General features: G+C 69.2%; 13 protein-coding genes and 2 tRNA genes. 3 read left to right on the top strand and 12 right to left on the bottom strand.

Going from position 1 to position 15,791, the window contains the following annotated elements:
• Positions 1-10 precede the first annotated feature (10 nt).
• Entirely contained in the window at positions 11-202 is a 192-nt protein-coding gene (locus M5E06_RS08925) for a hypothetical protein (protein ID WP_252137893.1), read from the top strand.
• A gap of 70 nt (positions 203-272) precedes the next feature.
• Complete coding sequence (locus M5E06_RS08920) at positions 273-1,634, top strand: PAS domain-containing protein (protein ID WP_252137892.1); 1,362 nt, start codon at positions 273-275, stop codon at positions 1,632-1,634.
• On the opposite strand, the gene egtB is transcribed toward M5E06_RS08920, so the two are convergent.
• The 10 genes from egtB to M5E06_RS08870 form a co-directional block, all read right to left on the bottom strand.
• Entirely contained in the window at positions 1,631-2,962 is a 1,332-nt protein-coding gene (egtB, locus tag M5E06_RS08915) for an ergothioneine biosynthesis protein EgtB (protein WP_252137891.1), read from the bottom strand. The genes M5E06_RS08920 and egtB overlap by 4 nt on opposite strands.
• 224 nt (positions 2,963-3,186) lie before the next feature.
• Positions 3,187-3,354, bottom strand: coding sequence for a 50S ribosomal protein L33 (rpmG, locus tag M5E06_RS08910; protein WP_012974790.1), 168 nt, complete (start codon positions 3,352-3,354; stop codon positions 3,187-3,189).
• Positions 3,355-3,511: 157 nt separating this feature from the next.
• Entirely contained in the window at positions 3,512-5,092 is a 1,581-nt protein-coding gene (locus M5E06_RS08905; protein WP_252137890.1) for a S41 family peptidase, read from the bottom strand.
• 365 nt (positions 5,093-5,457) lie between these two features.
• Complete coding sequence (rnr, locus tag M5E06_RS08900; protein ID WP_252137889.1) at positions 5,458-7,614, bottom strand: ribonuclease R; 2,157 nt, start codon at positions 7,612-7,614, stop codon at positions 5,458-5,460.
• Positions 7,615-7,662: 48 nt separating this feature from the next.
• Positions 7,663-8,235 carry an invasion associated locus B family protein gene (locus tag M5E06_RS08895; RefSeq protein WP_252137888.1) on the bottom strand — a complete coding sequence of 191 codons (573 nt, stop codon included), beginning with the start codon at positions 8,233-8,235 and terminating at the stop codon, positions 7,663-7,665.
• A 7-nt stretch (positions 8,236-8,242) separates the two neighbouring features.
• Positions 8,243-9,322, bottom strand: a complete 1,080-nt coding sequence (gene aroC, locus M5E06_RS08890; protein ID WP_252137887.1) for a chorismate synthase — start codon at positions 9,320-9,322, stop codon at positions 8,243-8,245.
• 124 nt (positions 9,323-9,446) lie between these two features.
• Positions 9,447-9,521: transfer RNA gene (locus M5E06_RS08885), tRNA-Thr, on the bottom strand.
• Positions 9,522-9,557: 36 nt separating this feature from the next.
• Positions 9,558-9,632 (bottom strand) — tRNA-Thr (locus M5E06_RS08880).
• A gap of 161 nt (positions 9,633-9,793) precedes the next feature.
• Positions 9,794-11,728 (bottom strand): polysaccharide biosynthesis protein, encoded by a 1,935-nt coding sequence (locus M5E06_RS08875; RefSeq protein ID WP_252137886.1) that lies wholly within the window; start codon positions 11,726-11,728, stop codon positions 9,794-9,796.
• 76 nt (positions 11,729-11,804) lie between these two features.
• Positions 11,805-12,749 (bottom strand): UDP-glucose 4-epimerase family protein, encoded by a 945-nt coding sequence (locus M5E06_RS08870; RefSeq protein ID WP_252137885.1) that lies wholly within the window; start codon positions 12,747-12,749, stop codon positions 11,805-11,807.
• Positions 12,750-12,921: 172 nt separating this feature from the next.
• On the opposite strand from M5E06_RS08870, the gene M5E06_RS08865 reads away from it, so the two are divergent.
• Positions 12,922-13,971: a glycosyltransferase family 2 protein gene (locus tag M5E06_RS08865; RefSeq protein WP_252137884.1), complete on the top strand. Its 1,050-nt coding sequence runs from the start codon at positions 12,922-12,924 to the stop codon at positions 13,969-13,971.
• Here the strand turns inward: M5E06_RS08865 and M5E06_RS08860 are convergent.
• Together M5E06_RS08860 and M5E06_RS08855 are read right to left on the bottom strand one after the other, a co-directional pair.
• Positions 13,933-14,772: a glycosyltransferase gene (locus tag M5E06_RS08860; RefSeq protein WP_252137883.1), complete on the bottom strand. Its 840-nt coding sequence runs from the start codon at positions 14,770-14,772 to the stop codon at positions 13,933-13,935. The genes M5E06_RS08865 and M5E06_RS08860 overlap by 39 nt on opposite strands.
• Before the next feature lie 5 nt (positions 14,773-14,777).
• Positions 14,778-15,782, bottom strand: coding sequence for an MraY family glycosyltransferase (locus tag M5E06_RS08855; protein WP_252137882.1), 1,005 nt, complete (start codon positions 15,780-15,782; stop codon positions 14,778-14,780).
• Positions 15,783-15,791: the final 9 nt, after the last annotated feature.

The following is a 15,791-nucleotide window of genomic DNA, read 5'->3' as shown; positions in this document are numbered from 1 at the left end:
GCCGCCAGCGATGCCGTTCTTCCAAATCCCATTCCGCCACCGTTCCGGGGCGCGCCGGCCGGCCCGGCCGCTGCTGGATCATGCGCTGGCGGTTGCGCTGGTGGCGTTGCTGCTGTTCGGGCTGTCGGGGGAGGTGCGCGGCGCGCTGGCCGGCCTCATGGCGCAGGTGGAGGGGGCACGGGCGGCGGTCGTGGCGCGCTGAACACGCACGCGGCTTCTCCGTTTCCGTTCTGCCGGCTAGACTCGGCATGCAATGACGGGGAGACGGCCCGATGAAGGGCGGCGTTTGGCGCGTGGTGATGCTTGGACTGGCGGTGGCGGCGGCCGCGCTGGTCTTTCTTGGCGTGGAAATCACGCAGCTGGCGGCCGACAACCGCACCGCCTTCACGCGCGGGCTGGCGATCTGCGGACTGGGCCTGCTGGCGGTCTGGTTCGTCTTCTCCCGCCTGTCGCGCCATTTCCGCGACCTCGACCGTCTGTCGGACCGCCTGTCCGGCGCCCGCAGCCGGGTGGATCTGGAGCCGATCTCCGGCGGACCGGGCGGCGAGCTGGCGCGTCTTGCCGAAGCGGCGAGCCTCGCCCGTGGCGGTGAGCGGGGGCTTGGCGACGGCCCTCTGGGGGTCGGACCGCTTGGGGGCGGACGCGTGGACCGGGCGTTGCGGGCGGTGCTGGCTTTGGCCGACGATCCCCTGCTGGTCCTCGACGAACTCGGACATGTGGAACAGCTGAACCCCGCTGCCGCAAGGCTGCTGGCGGTGGAGGAGGGGGCCGACATCGGCAAGTCCCTGCTTCGCGACGATCTGGCCCGTGCGATGGAGCGGGCGCGCGGTGGCGGCGCTCCCGTCACCGCCGTGCTGCGCCGGATCGAAGAGGGCGAACTGTCGGCACGGATCGCCGATCTGGGTCTGAGCGCCGGCGCGATCCTGTCCTTCCCCGCCCGTGGCATGGCCCATGCCGCCGGACTCAGCGGCAAGCGCACGCTCAGCCTGCGGGTGGCCCATGCCGCCGGCCCGCTCGGTGATGAGGAGCCGCTGGCGGCCTTGCCCTTCGTCGCGCTCTGGGTGGCGACGGCGGGGGTGGAGCCGGACAGCGGTCCTGTGATCGCGATCGGCACCGTGCGGCTGGTGGGCTCGCGCATCTTCCCCACCGTGTCGCTCGCCCTGCTGATCGACCCCATCGACCCCGTCCCGGCCGAGGCGACCGCCCGTCACGGCATCGGCACCGTCATGGTGGCGGGCGAGCGCCCGTTCGCCGCGGTGTGGCCGGCGATCCAGGACGCGCTGCACAACTGCATCGCCGTCGGCATCGGCATCGACTCGAGCCTCGCTGCCCTCGCGCGGTCGGCCGCCCAGGCCGGTATCGCCGATCCGGCGCTGCCGCCGTCGCTCGACCTCGGTGCATTGGCGGCGGCGTTGGATCCAGCTTTGGCCGGCGCGTCGCCCGACCGGCTGGCCGAGGCCTTCGGCGCGCCCTGCCACCCGCGCAATGGTCCACAGGGGGAGGCGCTGTTCCAGGCTGAACTGGCCGTGGCACTGCTGTCCCGCCTGACGGAGCGCGGGATCCTCACCCAGGGGCAGGCGCGGGCGCTGACCGCCGGCGCGGGCGGACAAATCTCCCCGCAAGTCTCTCCTTAAGCATCTTCCGCCAGCCGGAACCCGCTCACCGACAGCCGGGTCTCCGGCCGCAGATAATGCCGCGTCCAGGGGCCGGCATGGTCGAAGGGTGTCAGGCAACTGCCTCCGCGCAGGACCATGCGGTTGGCGGCAAGCCGGCCGTTGACCGCTTCGTCCGGGACGGCCTTTTCGGCGCCGTGGGGCCGGCGGTAGCCGGGGTATGTCAGGAAGGCGTCGCCGGTCCATTCCCACACATCGCCGCACATCTGCCAGGGGCCGGTGCCGTGGCAGGTCCCGGCGCGGGGATGACGGTGGCCGGTGCCCAGCAGGTTGCCCATGCTGTCGCAGCCGGCGGCGACCGCCTCCCACTCCGCCTCGCGCGGCAGGCGCTTGCCGGCCCAGCGGGCGTAGGCGTCGGCCTCGTACCAGCTGACATGGCAAACCGGCTGGTCGGGGTCGAGCGGCTGCATGCCGTAAAGGGTGAAGACCTGCCAGCGGGCGCCGGACCCGAAGCCGCCGCGTTCCCAATAGAGCGGGGCGCTCCAGCCTTCGGCGTGCGCGGTCTCCCAGCCGTCGGTGAGCCACAGCGAGCGGTCGCTGTAGCCGCCGGCGTCGATGAAGGCTTGGTACTCGCCGCAGGTGACCGGGCGGGATGCCAGCCGGTAGGGGGCCAGCCAGACGCGGTGGCGCGGGCTTTCATGGTCGAAACCGGGCAGCGGCGCCGGCCTGCCGACCTCGACGAGGCCGCCGGGCTGCTCCAGCCAACCATCGGGCGGGGCGCCGAGATGCGGGTGATCCGGCGCCTCTTCATAGGCCGGACGCAGCGGGTTGCACCACAGGGCGTGCTTGATGTGCAGCAGCATCCGCTCCTGGTGGCGCCGTTCATGGGCGATGGCCATCATCAGCGCCGATTCGGCAGCCTCCCAAAGCGACTCGTCCAGCGCGTCGATCAAATGCAGCACCGCGCCGTTGATCTGGTCGCGGTGGCGCATGATCTCGGCCGCCGTCGGACGCGACAGCACGCGGGGAGGCGCGGGGCCGCCGTCGGTGCGGGCGGCGAACAGGTCGAGGAAGGCCGGGTCGGCCGGCCGGTAGCCGGGGCTGAAGGGGATCAGAACCGCGACCTCGAACAGCCAGCTGGTGTGGGCGAGGTGCCATTTCGCCGGCGCGCCGTCGGCCACCGTCTGCACCATCAGGTCTTCCGGCGACAGGGTGGCGACCAGCTCGGCGGTGCGGGCGCGCGCCTTCTGGAAGCGGGTGGCGAGCGTTTGCCGGCGCTCAGCGGCGGACAATGCGGCTGACGGTGCGGTGGGTGGCTCGGCGATCGGGCTGGGATGGGTGTCGGGCACGGGCGGTCCCTCCGAAATCCAGAGCTTTTCGGAGAGTGTCCACCCGGAGCGCCCCTTTTGGAATGCATGCATCCGTGGTGTGGCCGTCACCGCAAATAGTGGCTGTGACCGGATGCCTCACCTGCAAGGGCGCGGAAGATGTGGGAAGGGTGGGCTCAAAAACGAAAAGGCCGCCAGAAAGGCGGCCTTGTTCATTCGAAGCACAGCTCAGTGTCGGACAAGCCTTACTTGATCTTGGCTTCCTTGAACTCGACGTGCTTGCGCGCCACCGGGTCGTACTTGCGGAACGACAGCTTCTCGGTGGTCTTCTTCGGGTTCTTCTTCTTGACGTAGAAGAAACCGGTGTCTGCCGTGCTCACCAGCTTGATGAGGACGGTGTTCTGCTTGGCCATGATCTCGATCCCGACAAAAAATCCGTGCCCCGCCGGCCCGGCGGGGGCGGCGTCGTAGCGGCGGAAAATACCGTCTGACGCCGCAATGTCAAGCGTTATGGGCGGTAAAATCGGCGTCCGACGGCAATTGCCACAGCGCCGCCGCCCTCCGGTTCGCTCAGCGCTCCGCCACGGTGTTGACCACCGCGGAGGCGACCGCCCGCTGGTACAGCGCCGGTTCAGCCAGCAGCCGCATGGCGACCTGCAGGTCCAGTTCCGGCTCATGCTCCTTCCACGGGCAGGCTTCGCGCAGGGCATTCAGCGCATGCTCGTCGTCGGCCGCCTTGGACCGCCAGCTGGCGATCTGGGCCGGGCGCAGCCGCCCTTCGCGCAGGTCGGACAACAGCGCCTCCGGATCGGTCTGGCCGGCCCGGCTGGTGCAGACGGTGGGCTGCACGCCCTGGCGATGCAGGGTGTAGCCGGCCGGCGTGTAGATGCGGCTCCAGGTCAGGAACAGCTCGCCGTCGTTGGGGAGGCGGTTGACCGTCTGGACGCTGCCCTTGCCATAGCTGGACGCCCCCACCACCACCGCGCGGCCGGAGTCCTGCAGTGCGGACGCCACCACTTCGGCCGACGAGGCGGACCGGCCGTCGACCAGAACCACCAGCGGCAGCCCGTCGAGCAGGTCGTCGGGATTGGCGTCGAAGCGCTGGCGGCTTTCGGGATTGCGCCCTTCGGTGGAGATGATCCGGCCGCGGCGGATGAACAGGTCGGCGACCGCGACCGCCTGGTCGAGCAGCCCGCCCGGATTGCCGCGCAGGTCCAGAACCATGCCCTGCAATGTCGGGCCGGCCGCCTGCCGGATGGAGGTCACCGCCGACCGCAGGCTGGAGGCCGTGGTGGCGTTGAAGCGGTCGAGCTTGACGATGCCGACGTCGCCGGACAACGAATAGGTGACGGTGTTCGGCACCACCCGTTCGCGGCGCAGGGGCAGCCGGCGAGGAGCGCCGCCGTCGCGGGCGACGGTGAGGGTGAGCAGGGTGCCGGTGGGGCCGCGCAGACGCTCGCGCATGTCCGCCGCGGTCATCCGCGTCGTCAGGTCGCCGTCGATCGCCAGCAGCAGGTCGCCGCCGACGATGCCGGCGCGCTCGGCCGGGCTGTGCGGCATGACGTCATGCACCGTGACGCGACCATTGGTGGCGCTGTCCAGCGAAATTCCGACGCCGCCGTAGCCTTCGCGCTGGGCGCGCTCGTTGCTGGCGCGCTGGACGCCGGTATAGCGGGAATAGCCGTCGAGGTCGGCGGTGACGCCGTCGAAGACGACCTGATACAGCCGTTCCGGCGTCGCCTTCGCCAGGATCGGCGACTGGCTGCGGGCGCGGTCGATGATGCGGGTGGTCAGAACCGCCCAGCCGGCGGCATCGCGGTCCGCCGCGGCACCATACTCCGCCGCCAGCGCGCCAGACACGTACAGGCGTACGGTGTTGCCGGTCTGCTCCACCGTCACCGACGGATCGATGGTGCTCAGGCCCTTCATCCCGTCCATCCCCAGACGGTCGAAGGAAACCGGGTCCAGATAGACCTCGGCGATCTTGCCGAAGCCGACGGTGAAGACCTGTTCCGTCACCGGGGGCGGCGGCGCGACGATCGCGACCTGCGGCGGACCGGCAAAGGCGGTGGTGGCGAAAAGGGCGGCGGCGGGAAGCTGGAACGCCAGATGGCGGAGCGAACGGCTCAGGCGGCGCGCCAGGTTCGACATCGCGCGGATCCGGAAAGACGGCAAGTTAAAAGGCGGCACTTGGGGCGGTGCATTCGGATCGCACACGCCGTGATCGCACAGGTTGTGATCGAACTGGGCCATGGGGCGAACCGCGGCCTCCCTTTCCTGCAGCCGGACCGGACGAGGATGTTGCCGATCCCGGATGGGTGATAGATACACCTTCGTTCAGGAGGCCGGGCGGGACAAAATTGCGGGCCGCACCACAATGTCGCGGATTGTCCGATTCTGTGTCGTCAAGGTCACGCTGGTATGGTGGGGATGTGGCCAAAGCTTGGCTGGGCCACGATTCGGCCACATTGCTTAAGCGTTGCCATTGTGCAACGGTGCCGACGGCTTCCGAGTCGTCACATCGAGTCGGCCAGCCGAAAGAGCGTGCTGCCACTGACCGGATCTGCTTCCACCAGCACCACCCTGACCGGGCTGCTGAGGCGGTACGTCCGCCCCGTACGCTGCCCGACCAGCGCGTGTGCGGCCTCGTCGTGATCGTACCTGTCGTCGGGCAGGCTGCTGGCCGGGATCAGGCCGTCGGCGCCGCTTTCGTCCAGCCGAACGAACAGCCCGAAGCGGCTGACGCCGGAGATGCGGCCGCTGAAGCGTTCCCCCACGCGGTCGGCCAGGAAGGCGGCGGTGTAGCGGTCCACCGCATCGCGCTCCGCCACCGCGGCACGGCGTTCGGTGCCGGACAGATGCTCGCCGATCTCCGCCAGCCGGCCCAGCGTCTCGTCGTCCAGCCCGCCGACGCCCAGCCCCAGCGTGCGGATCAGCGCCCGGTGGACGATCAGGTCGGCATAGCGGCGGATCGGCGAGGTGAAATGGGCGTAGCGGTGCAGAGCCAGCCCGAAATGGCCGATGTTGTCCGGGCTGTAGGCGGCTTGGGCCTGGGCGCGCAGGATCACCTCGCTGACCAGCGGCGCGTGCGAGGTGCCCTCCACCTTGCGCAGGATGCGGGTGAAGTGGCTGGGCGTCAGGTCGGCGCTCTTGCCCAGCGGATGGCCGATCTCCGCCAGAAAGCCGCGCAGCGCCTCCATCTTGTCCATCGAGGGGCGGTCGTGGATGCGGTAGAGGCCGGGCATGGTGCGCCGTTCCAGCACCTCCGCCGCCGCGACGTTGGCGGCGATCATGAACTCCTCGATCAGCCGGTGGCTGTCGCGCCGTTCGCGCCGGGCGATTTCGGCGACCCTGCCGCGCTCGTCGATCAGCACCCGGCGTTCGGGCAGGTCCAACTCCAACGTGCCGCGCTTGGCGCGGGCGGCGGCCAGTCGGGCGTACGCGCCGAACAGCGGGGCGATGACGCCGTCGGCCAGCGGCGCCGTTTCCTCGTCCGGCCGGCCGTCGTGGCAATCCTGCACCTGTTCATAGGTCAGTCGCGCCGCCGACCGCATGAGTCCGCGGACCAGCCGATGCCGGATCAGCACACCGCTGCGGTCGATCCACAGGTGGAAGGCCAGACAGGCACGATCCTCCCCCGGCCGGAGCGAACACAGGCCGTTCGACAGCGCTTCCGGCAGCATCGGCACGACGCGGTCGGGGAAGTACACCGAGTTGCCGCGCTCGTACGCCGTCCGGTCCAGCGCCGACCCAGGGCGTACGTAATAGGACACGTCGGCGATGGCGACGATCAGGTGCCAGCCTTCCGGGTTCTCCGGGTCGCTGTCCGGCTCCGCCCACACCGCGTCGTCGAAGTCGCGGGCATCGGCGCCGTCGATGGTCACCAGCGGGATGTCGCGCAGATCCTCACGCTGCATCAGCGCCGGCACCGCCGCCAGTTCCGCTTCGCGCAAGGCGGCATGCGGGAAGGCGGTGGGGATGCCGTGGGCATGGATGGCGATCAGGCTGAAGGCGCGCGGCTCGTCGGTGGAGCCCAGCCGTTCCACCACACGGGCCTGCGGCTGGCCGGCACGCCCGGCCGGCAGGATGTCGGCGAAGACGAGATCGCCCGCTTCGGCCTCGCCGCGATTGGGCGGCAGCACCAGGAACTCGGTCTTGTGGCGGCGGTCGGTCGGGTGGATGCGCCCGCCATCGGCGCTTGGCCGGTAGACGCCGAGGATGCGGCCCTCACGCTCCCCGTCAATGCGGCGGATGACGCGGGCCTCGTACAGGCGGTCGTTGATGCGGGCGAGCTTCGCCAGCAGCGTGTCGCCGACCGCCAGCGGCTTGTCCTCCCCCCGCGACTTCTTTTCCGGCAGCAGGAAGATGCGCGGCGGGTCGCCCTCGCCGGTCCAGGTCAGCGGGCGGGCCGACAACTCGCCCTCCGCATCGGCGCCGGTGACCAGCAGCACGGCGACGGCGGGCAGCGCCTGCGGCGGGGCCATGCGCTTGTTGCGGCCACGCTCCACCGCGCCGTCCGCCTCCAACTCGCGCAGCAGGTCCTTCAACGTCTCGCGGTCGGCTGATCCGGACAGCTTGAAGGCACGGGCGATCTCGCGCTTGCCGACCGGGGTGGTGCTGGACCGGATGAAGGCGAGGATGGTGTCCTTGCTGGGGAAATGGCTGTCGGTCACTGGGCGGGCAGTCCGTCGGTTCTTGTCGCTGGTATGGCTATATAGGGATCAATCGCCATCAGGGCTCGTCGCCCACGGTCTGCCTGCCATCGCGCGGATGGCGTCGCTGCGCTCCAGCGCCTCGCGGAAGCCGGCGAGGGGGAAGCGGACCTCCGTCTTCTCTCCGGCCGGCGACTGGCCGACAATGGAGACCTCCGGCGCCGGAGTCATCTTCTCCACCATGCGGCGGTTGATGTCGGGATCGGTCACGGCGCAGGTGTTGGTCTCGAACCGGTAAGGCTTGCAGGGGGAGTCGGGCTTGAACACCGCCCGGTCGGCCCAGACCCGAACCAACTTGTCGAGGTCCAGCGATTCGGCAGTCACGCGGAAACGCAGCCCCTCGCGCCATTTGTCGGTCGAGCGCAGCCAGACCAACCGGGCGGTGCGGTCGTTGGTGCCGCGGGCGGTCAGCTCGCACTCCACCTGCCGCGTGCCGGTCCAGAACTGGCAGTAGAGCTTCCAGGACTTGAAGGTCTCGTCGAATTCCCGGAACGGCTTGTCGGCTGCCATGGCCGCCGCAGCAGTGGCGATCAGCATCGCCAGGGCGAGGATCAGGCGCTGTCCGTGGCGGGGGACGAGCATGGGGCGATCACTCCCGCCGTTCCGCCCGGCGGCGCAGCAGGTGGTCGGCCAGCACGCAGGCCATCATCGCCTCGCCCACGGGGACGGCGCGGATGCCGACGCAGGGGTCGTGGCGGCCCTTGGTCAGGATGTCGGTGTCGTTGCCGGCGGTGTCGACCGTCTGGCGCGGCGTCAGGATAGAGCTGGTCGGCTTCACCGCGAAGCGCACGACGATGTCCTGTCCGGTGGAGATGCCACCCAGGATGCCGCCGGCATTGTTGGACAGGAACTGCGGCTGGCCGTCGGCGCCCATGCGCATTTCGTCGGCGTTCAGCTCGCCGGTCAGTTCCGCGGCGGCGAAGCCGTTGCCGATCTCCACCCCCTTCACCGCGTTGATCGTCATCATCGCGCAGGCGAGGTCGCTGTCCAGCTTGTCATAGAGCGGGTCGCCCAGCCCCACGGGCACGCCAGACGCCACCAATTCCACCACGGCGCCGACGGAAGAGCCGCTCTTGCGGATGCCGTCGAGATACTCGGCCCACCGGGTGGCGGCGACCGGGTCGGGGCAGAAGAAGGGGTTGTTGTCGATCTCCGCCCAGTCCCAGCGGCTGCGGTCGATCTTGTGCGGTCCGATCTGCACCAGGGCGCCGCGTACCTGGATGGCGGAACCCAGCACCTTGCGCGCCACCGCGCCGGCGGCGACCCGGCAGGCGGTTTCCCGCGCCGAGGAGCGACCGCCGCCGCGATAGTCGCGGATGCCGTATTTCTGCCAATAGGTGTAGTCGGCATGGCCGGGACGGAATTTGCCGGCGATGTCGCTGTAGTCCTTGGAACGCTGGTCGGTGTTCTCGATCAGCAGCGAGATCGGTGTGCCGGTCGTCTTGCCCTCGAACACGCCGGACAGGATCTTCACCTGATCGGGTTCCTGGCGCTGGGTGGTATAGCGCGACTGGCCGGGCCGACGCTTGTCCATCCAGGGCTGGATGTCCGTTTCCGCCACGAGGTCGATCAGCGACGGGCAGCCGTCCACGACGACGCCGATGGCCGGACCGTGGCTCTCGCCCCAGGTGGTGAAGCGGAAAAGCGTGCCGAAGCTGTTGCCGGCCATGGTGACATCCTCCCGAAACGAACCCGCGACCGCAAAGCGGTGGCGCGCGTTTCTTGCGGCCTTTCGGCGGCAAGGTCAAGGAAGCGATGCGCTGATTTTTTAAGGGAGTTTTTAAAGAGGAGGATGGTGCTGCCAGAGAGGATTGAACTCTCGACCTCTCCCTTACCAAGGGAGTGCTCTACCACTGAGCTACGGCAGCGCCGGATACGAACGCCTGATGACAGGATCGGAGGAATGGTGCTGCCAGAGAGGATTGAACTCTCGACCTCTCCCTTACCAAGGGAGTGCTCTACCACTGAGCTACGGCAGCCCCGATAACCGATCATCGCCGGGGCGATGCGTCCGGGTGAGGCGTCCAGGCTTGGCCGCCCCCCGAAGTGGCGCGGGTTATGCCACAGGCCTTTGGGGGATGCAAGCGCTTAAAATCACTCCGCGACCCACTTTTTTTCGCGACCGGAATAAAGCCCCGGATCACGCCTGCGTCGCAGCGGACGGAAGCACCGCCTCGGCGCGGAAATCGGGCACGACGGTGCCCAGGATCGACAGAACCCGCTCGCCGTCGCCGGTGCGCGCCGCCGCCTCCAACTCGCCCACCGCGCGGTTGATCAGCGCATAGTCGATCAGCCGGGGGGAGGCGAGGAAGACGCCGTCGGCCTCGGTGCGGCTCGGCGCCTCCGCCGCGGTCAGGATTTCCTCGAACAGCTTCTCGCCGGGGCGCAGGCCGGTGTAGGCGATCTCGATGTCGACGCCCGGCCGGTAGCCGGCCAGCCGGATCATCTGGCGGGCGAGGTCGGCGATCTTCACCGGCTCGCCCATGTCCAGCACCAGGATCTTGCCGCGATCCTCCGCGCGGGTGGCGCCGTGGGCGGAGGCCTGCAGAACCAGTTCCACCGCCTCGCGCACCGTCATGAAATAGCGGCGCATGTCGGGATGGGTGACGGTCAGCGGCCCGCCCTGCGCCAACTGGCGGGTGAACAGCGGCACCACCGAGCCGGAGGAGCCCAGCACATTGCCGAAGCGCACGGTCATGTAGCGGGTGGCCTGTTCCGTCGCGTCGCGCGGCGGCAGAACGTCCAGCGCCTGGCAGTAGGTCTCGGCGAAGCGCTTGGCGGCGCCCATGACGCTGGTCGGGCGGATCGCCTTGTCGGTGGAGATCAGCACCATGGCGAGGCAGCCAGCGGCGCGCGCGGCGTCCGCCACGTTGCGGGTGCCGATGACGTTGGTCAGCGCGCCCTCGCACGGGTTGGCCTCCACCAGCGGCACATGCTTCAGTGCCGCGGCGTGGAAGACCAGGGCTGGGCGCTCGTCCTGGAACAGGCGCATGATGCGGTCGCGGTCGCGCACGTCGGCGATCACCGCGCGGGTGTCGAGGCCGGGGAACTTCTCCCGCACCTCCATCTCGATGCTGTAGAGGTTGAACTCCCCGGCATCGAGCAGGATCAGCCGCTCCGGCCCCAGCGTGGCGATCTGGCGGACCAACTCGCTGCCGATGGTGCCGCCGGCACCGGTGACGATCACCCGCCGCCCACCGATCAGCCCGGAAATGGCGCCGCGGTCCAGCACCGCCTGCGGCCGGCCCAGCAGATCCTCCAGCGCGATCGGCCGCACCTCCACGCCCTTGCCTTCGCCGAGCGCCGACTTGAACTCGGTCAGGCTGGGCAGGCGGGACATGACCAGCCCCTGTGCCTCCGCCCGGTCGAGCAAGCTGCGCAGCATCGCACCTTTCAACTCGGCATTGCCCTTGGTGATGATCAGCCGCTGCGGCCGTTCGCCCTTGCGTTCCAGCGTGCGGACCACCTGCTCCAGATCGTCCGGGCCACCCAGGACCGGCACGCCGCGCACCGCGTGGCCAATGCGCCGGCCTTTGTCGTCCAGGATGCCGACGACGCGATAGGCCGACTGGCCCGGCTGGTCGAGCGAGCGGATGAACAGCTCCGCCGCGTCGCCGACGCCCAGCAGCAGGACGGGGATGCGCGGCACGCCCTCCACCGCCTCGGCCCAGCTGAAGCGACGGTCTTTCATGAAGCGGTAGGCGAAGCGCGGCCCGCCGAGCAGAAGCATCTGCACCAGCCACAGGATCGGCGGCAGGGAGCGTGGCAGGAGTTCGGCGCGCGTCAGCAGGAACATCGCCAGGACGAAACACAGCACTGCCACGGTGACGGCGCGTACCACCTGTATCAGGTCGGGAATGGAGGCGTAGCGCCAGATGCCGCGGTACAGGCCGAACAGCACGAAAACGGCTGCTGAAATGCCGACCAGTGTCGGCAGCGCGATGACCAGCGCATCGAAATACAGACCGAAGGCGGAGCCGCCCACCCGCAGGTACAGGGCGACGACCAGGGCCACTCCGGTCATCACTAGATCATGCAGGAAAACCAGGGATGCCCGTGCGGACGGGATACGCATGCCGCTAAACCTTGTTCATTCGTTCGGCCTTGAGAACCGGGGGCCGAAGCCGGCCATCGCCGATTCGGCCGGGTAATCAGCCGCGGGAAGCTTTGAACCATTCCGCTGTGGCGCGCAACCCGGACGCAAGGTCATAGGGCGGGCGCCAGCCGAGCCTTTCACGGATGGGACCGTCATCCACCGTCAGCGTGCCGGCCAGCCGGTCGAACACCGCGCGCGTGCCGGTCAGCGCCGCCCCCAGCGCCATCAGGCCGCGCGGCACCGGAACCAGCCGCGCCGGCCGGCCCAGCGCCGCGGCGATGGCGCGCACCAGATCGGCGGTCGAAACCGGCTCGCCATCCTGGACCAGGAAGGTCCCGCCGGCGGCATCCGGATGCTCCAGCACCGTCACCACCGCGTCGGCGAGGTTGCCGACATAGATCAGGCTCCGCCGGTTGTGGATGCCGCCGAGCGGCAGCGGCAGGCCGGTCGCCACCAGCTTCACCAGGGCCCGCATGTTGCCGGCGGCGCCGGGTCCATAGACCAGCGGCGGGCGGATCACCGCCACTTCCATGCCGGTGCGGGCGGAGATCGCGGCCAGAGCCTGCTCGGCCTCCAGCTTGGAGATGCCATAGGGGCTGTGCGGGTCGGGCGGCGTTGCGGCGCCCAGCGGGGTGGGGCGGCTTTCGTCGACCATCGCCTTGATGCTGCTGAGGAAGACGAAACGCTTCACGCCGGCCGCTGCCGCCTGCTCCGCCAGCCGGACGGTGCCGGCGGTGTTGACGCGGCGGAATTCGGCCAGCGGGTCGGCGGCCTTGTCGCGCATCACATGGACGCGGGCCGCCATGTGGATCACCGCATCGATACCTTCCAGCGCCGCGGTCCAGTCGGTGTCGGGGCCGATGTCGCCGACCACCGCCGGCTCCCACGGCCCTTCCTTGGCGCTGCGCAGGGCGGCGCGCACATGGTGTCCGCGGGCAACCAGCAGCGGGACGGTGTGGCGGCCGACGAAGCCGGTGGCGCCGGTCAGGAGAACGCGCATGGGCGGGAATGTCCGTGCTGGTATCGTGTCATGGACTGAACCATGCCTTAGTATCCGGTTTGGCCGGGTGACGCCACGGCGCAAAGTCCCAGAACCCTTTTCCGGCTTTCGGTTGGTGGTGGGAATGGCTATAAGCTGGAAAGGGACGCGTGAATAAGGACGCTACCAAGACATGTCACACATTGTGGACGGTGCAAATGATCGGCACAGCCGGATCATCATCGTCAGCTTTAACTGCGCCGAATTCGTCAATCGCGTCATTGGCTGTCTGCTCGACCAGACCGATCCCGCCTTCGAGGTGGTGATCGTCGACAATGCGTCGAAGGATGTCGACGGGATCGCCTTGCCCGCTGATCCGCGATTCCGCATGGTCCGGCTGGACAGCAATGTCGGCTTCGCCAAGGCCAACAACATCGGCGCCGCCGGCGCCACCGTCCCCTGGATCGTCACGCTGAATCCCGACGCCTTCCCGCGCCGCGACTGGATGGAGCGGCTGCAGGCCGCCGCCCATGCGCAGCCCGACGTGGCGATGTTCGGCTCGACCCAGCTGTTCTCGCACGACCCCCGCATGATCGATGGCGAGGGCGATCAGTATTCCATTTTCGGCTTCGCCTGGCGGGTCAATTATCGCCGCATGCTGAAGCCGCCCTATTACAGCGGTGAAGTCTTCTCGCCCTGCGCCGCCGCCGCGATGTACCGGCGCGACTATTTCGAGGCGGTCGGCGGCTTCGACGAGGACTTCTTCTGCTATTGCGAGGATGTCGACCTCGGCTTCCGCATCCGCCTCAATGGCGGTCCGGCCGTGCAGGTCGGCGACGCGGTGGTGGAGCATGTCAGCAGCGGCGTGTCCAAGCAGTACGGCACCTTCGCCCAGTATCACGGCGTCCGCAATCTGGTGTGGACGATGGTGAAGAACATGCCGCTGCCGCTGCTGCCGCTGGCCTTCGCCGGCCATGCGCTGCTGGTGGTCTATCTGGTGTTCCGCAGCCTGGGCAGCGATCGCACCGGTGCCATCGGTCGCGGCATCCGCGACGCACTGTGCGGGCTGCCGCGCATGATGGCCAAGCGCCGCGTCATCCAGCGTAACCGCAAGGCGACGCTGGGGCAGGTCGCCCGCATGATCGCCTGGAACCCGCTGCTGCTGAAAACCCGCGGCCGTCCGGGGCTGCGGAAGTCGCACAGCTCAGACCAGCCGCCATCCGTGGGTATTGAAAAAGCGTAGGGCGGACCGGGCGAACATGCGGATATGCGCGCTGCCCTTGCGCGCCGCCTTGCCGCCGAAATGCACCATGCGCACGTCAGGCACATAGGCGATCTCGCCAAGCGCCATCGCCCGGCGCGACAGGTCGAAATCTTCGAAATACAGAAAATAGCCGTCGTCGAACCCGCCCAGCCGGGTCAGCGCGTCGCGCCGGAACAGCATGAAGGCGCCGCTGACCTGCTCCAGCCCGGTGACGACGCTGTCGCCCGTGACGTCGCGCATCTCGTAGCGGTCGAGCCGCTTTGCGAACATCCGCTTGACCGCGGCAGGGGCGAAGGCGCGCAGGCCCAAATCCAGCACGGTCGGCCGGCGCTTGCACAGGAACTCCTGCTCTCCCGACGGGCCGAACACCTTGGGCGTCAGCAACACCGTGCGCGGGTGCGCCTGCATATAGCGCCAGCCGGCCAGCAGAGCGTCCGGCTCCAGCAGAATGTCGTAGTTCAGGATCAGGTGATAGGGCGCATCGCCCTGCCGGATCGCCAGATTGTGCCCGGCGCCGTAGCCGACATTGCCATGCCCCGCGATCAGCGTCACCGGTGGCCGGCCGGACTCGGCATAGCGGTCCAACAGCGGCAGGAACGGGTTCGACGCCGCGTCGCTGCCCTCCGGGGCCCCATTGTCGATGATCCACAGCCGGGTCCGCACCCCGGCTCCTTCGGCCAGCCGGTCGGCCGCGGCACCGATGGTGTCGCGCGAGCGGGCCAAAAGCTCCGGATCGGGATGGTAGAGAACGACGGAGAGGTCGAGGAAGGCGGTGGTCATGAGGATCAGGCCTTCGACATGCGCGTCAGCGTCGCCAGCAGCAGCGCGACGGTGACCGCGCCCGGCGCCAGCGTCCAGGCACCGTAGGTCCCGGCAGCCAGCGCAGCCACGACGAGGACGAGGCTATAGCCGATGATGGTCAGCACCACCCGGTCATGCCGGCCGGCACCCTTGGCGGCCTTCTGATAGAAATGCTCGCGGTGGGCCTGCCAGATCTTCTCGCCGCGCAGCAGCCGGCGCAGCAGCGTGATGGTGGCGTCGGTCAGGTAATAGGCCGGCAGGATCAGCGCCGCCGCCCAATCGCCGCGCGCCGCCAGCGAGGCCAGCAGGAAGGCCAGGATGTGGCCGAGCGGGATGCTGCCGACATCGCCCATGAACATGCGGGCTGGCCGCCAGTTGTGGGTCAGGAACCCCGCCGCCGCCCCGGCCAACGCCGCCCCGGCGACTCCGGTCAGCCCGAAATCGCCCATCACCAGCGACACCAGCGCCACGCCGCCGCCGATCAGGATGGTTTCGCTGCCGGCCAGCCCGTCGATCCCGTCCATGAAATTGTAGAGGTTGACGAACCACAGCCACAGGAAGGCCGTCGCCGCCCGGTCCAGCCCCCAGGGCAGCCAGCCCTGCCACACAAGCTGGTCGGACGGCAGCGCCAGCAGCCCGAAGGCCACCGCCAGCGCCTGCACCGCCAGCCGCAGCAGCGGCGACAGAGTGCGCCGGTCATCCATCCACGACACCCCCATCAGCGCCAGCGTGCCCAGCAGCACCGCCCCGGTCTCCAACGGCCGGCCGAAGGCGATCCCGGCGATGGCGAAGACCGGCACCACCGTCAGCATCACCGCCCAGCCGCCGCCGCGCGGGGTGGGGGCCTGATGGCTCGACCGCTCGTTCGGAATGTCCATGATGCTGCTGGCGAGCAGATAGCGCAGCACCCGCGTCGACAGGTACCAGCCGACGGCCAGACACAGCACGAAGACACCGATCAGCGCGGACGAATAGGCGGTGGAGGTCATGGTGGCTCG

Source organism: Azospirillum sp. A1-3 (assembly GCF_023806445.1).
Classification (GTDB): domain Bacteria; phylum Pseudomonadota; class Alphaproteobacteria; order Azospirillales; family Azospirillaceae; genus Azospirillum.
This window is presented reverse-complemented; position numbering and strand designations above follow the sequence as displayed.